This is a genomic window from Streptomyces sp. H39-C1 (assembly GCF_027158125.1).
Taxonomy (GTDB): Bacteria; Actinomycetota; Actinomycetes; order Streptomycetales; family Streptomycetaceae; genus Actinacidiphila; species Actinacidiphila fildesensis.
Window position 1 is genome coordinate 1 of record NZ_JAPVLS010000224.1, and the last position, 2,381, is coordinate 2,381.

A 2,381-nucleotide genomic window follows, 5' to 3' on the forward strand; every position below is an offset into this window, starting at 1 on the left:
CGGGCCACCTCATGATCATCTGGCTTAGACACCACAATGATCACGAAGCCCGTGCCTGCTCTGCTATGCGCCCCAACCGGTCACAACCCGACCAGCCGCACGACCCCGGAACTTGCAACCGCCCTGCATGGCGGAGCAGTTTGGAGAGGTCCACGTGCTCCGGACTAATGGAAGACTCCATTGAAGGGCACCACACCACGGGCTGGCGGCGAAAGCCACTCCGCAGGTCCGGCATTGATTTCGTGCTGCTGAGCGGCAGCGCTGTCGCCGCCCACGGAAACGCCCATTAGTGCCAGTATGAGAATTGGTGAAATCGCCGACCGCCAAGAGCGCCATACTGCAGTCGACGACCATACGGTGACGGTGGAGGGGATTCCGTAGTCCAAGTCCAGTGCCGGTCGTGCGTCGCCGCTCACCCGGGCAGCTCCGGCTCCTTGGTGGCTCACCCAGAGAGCCGGACCACCGGCTACTGTCCGCGCTTAAGTGCTGGTCGGGCCGGGATCAGGGCGAGGAACTGATCCTCCGCCGTGGAGCCTGGCAGGCAGCGGCCGGGGTTCTAGTGATAGCCGCCGCACTGGCACGGGCCGCCGGACTGGCAGCCGCACCCGCAACTGGCGCTGCAACCGCAGGTGCGCAGGACCGGCAGCCGAGCAGGTTGCGTGCGGATGGAGGTGGACGGGGCGGTGCTGTGCGGGAGATGCGTCATGGGGCCTCCTCGACAGACATGCCTGTATCGCCAGTGAAGCCAGTGCGTCACGAACCGTCAAGGTAGGGAACCGGTCCGGGATAGCGACTCTTGACCCGTACGAGCAGGCCCCAGGCCCCAGTGGCCGTTCGCCGTCTACTTCGGTGTGCTGATTCGCCGGGTGTGACGCGTCATCAGGAGTGCGGTGGTGGTGATGATGGCGAGGATTTGGGCGGCGACGCTGAGCTTCTTGTCGGTGGACCAGATGGGTTCGTACATGTCGGGGAGCGGGCCGAGGGCCCCGACGTCGACGTAGCGGTACAGCAGGATCGCTGCGAGTCCGCCTGCCGCGACGAGCCAGCCGAAGGCGTCACCCAGCGGCCGGCGCCAGGCGACGATCAGCAGAGCCGCCAGGGACGCCAGGCCCGCTTCGACGCGGAACAGGGCGCCCTGGCTGATCGTGGCGCTGACTGCGTCGTACTGATCGGCGAGCTTGGCGTGGATGTAGGCGTCGATGGCCAGGCCCGCTGCGGCGGCGACCCGGCATACCCAGCCAGCGATGCGGAGAGCGTTGCCGGACGTTGCGGCAGATGCCATGGTTCCGACTCCTTGTGTTCTGAGGCGATAGCCGGCCATACCCTGGTCCGGCCCGGCCCGGCTCAGCGGACGGTGAGGGTGCCCTTCATGTATTGGTGGATGTTGCAGATGTAGCTGTAGTTCCCCGCTGTCGCGGGGGCTTTGAACGTTGCGGACTTGCCGCCGGCGATCGTGCCGGTGTCGAACGCCTTGCCGTCGGTGGCTGTGGCGGTGTGCGGGGTCTTGTCCTCGTTGAGCACCGTGACCACCGTGCCCGGTGCGACTGTCAGCGCGGCTGGGCTGAACAGGAAGTCCTTGATGACGATGCGTCCTGCCCCGCTTGCGGTGGTTCCCGCGGGAGTTGAGGCCGGCGCCGTCGAGGAGGACGATCCGCTGCTACTGGAGCAGCCCGTCAGTGCGAGCAGCGCGCAGATGACGCTCGCGGCGCCCAGGCGTCCACGGTGGGGTCGTACTCGGTTGGTCATCATCTATGGGACCCATCCATTCGACAGGAGCACTCGACACAGGAATAGCGATACCGGGGAGGTGGTGCGCCCCGGACTCCGAGAGTCAAGGGGGCCGGGGCGCACCACGCAGGATCAGATCGTCAGTAGGGTGGTGCTGGCGGCCTTGTCGACGGGCAGGAAGTCGTCCGGGACGGGGTACTGGCCCAGAACGTAGTGCAGGATCGCGGCGTGCATCGCCTCGACGGGGGCGATGGTGGCGGCGGTGCTGATCCCGGCGGGGCTGGTGACGTTGTAGGTCGCGAACAGGTACGTCTGTGCGGCCTGGTCCTCCAACTGCAGGGCCAGTTTGGCGACGGCGCCCACGTCGGTGGCCTTGCCGAGGGCGGCGGTGACGTCTGCCTGGTTGGACAGGGGGACGTTGGTGATGGCGGGCTTGCCGGCGCCGGTCAGGACCGCGTTCCAGGCTTTGGCGTGGTCGGCGTGCTGGGCCATCGCGGTGGTGACGAACGTGGCCACCGCGGGGGGCACGGTGCCGAGTTTGCCCGCCTTGGCTGCGGCCAGGGTCGCTTGGTAGGCGCCCACGGCCTGGTTCTCCAGCGCGGTGGCCAGCGCGACGACCTTCAGGTCCCCGGTGTACTGGCCGCTGCCGGATG

Annotated in this window: 3 protein-coding genes; all 3 read right to left on the reverse strand. The window is 67.4% G+C overall.

The features are described 5' to 3' along the window. Positions 1-841: 841 nt before the first annotated feature. Entirely contained in the window at positions 842-1,282 is a 441-nt protein-coding gene (locus O3W51_RS47765) for a hypothetical protein (RefSeq protein ID WP_138359523.1), read from the reverse strand. Positions 1,283-1,344: 62 nt separating this feature from the next. Next, a complete protein-coding gene (locus O3W51_RS47770; protein WP_232486297.1) occupies positions 1,345-1,749 on the reverse strand; it encodes a cupredoxin domain-containing protein in 405 nt (134 codons plus the stop codon). A 111-nt stretch (positions 1,750-1,860) separates the two neighbouring features. Continuing rightward, on the reverse strand, positions 1,861-2,381 hold a 521-nt coding region (locus O3W51_RS47775), incomplete at its 5' end, for a ferritin-like domain-containing protein (protein ID WP_269290345.1).